Below are 223 nucleotides of genomic sequence, written 5' to 3'. Positions count from 1 at the left end.
GGCGCTATTGGCGCAACAGCCTGACGCATCGAATGCCGCGTTGCATGAACTGTTGCATCCTGTGCTGCGGGATCACTTCCAGCCCGCCCTGCTGGCGCGCTTTCAGACGGTAATTTACCGCCCGTTACCGCCTGAGGCGCTCAAACGTATTGTCGACATCAAACTGGGGCAGGTGACCCAGCGACTCAATACCCATTATGGCCTGACCTGTCAGGTGGAAAGC

1 pseudogene is annotated in these 223 nt (G+C 58.3%); it reads left to right on the top strand.

Annotation, left to right across the window (positions count from 1 at the left end):
• Positions 1-223 (top strand): annotated as a pseudogene (locus ABR397_RS25640) (hypothetical protein); the annotation flags it as partial.

Origin of the sequence: Photorhabdus viridis (assembly GCF_040256935.1) — a bacterium.
GTDB lineage: Bacteria > Pseudomonadota > Gammaproteobacteria > Enterobacterales > Enterobacteriaceae > Photorhabdus > Photorhabdus viridis.
This window is presented reverse-complemented; position numbering and strand designations above follow the sequence as displayed.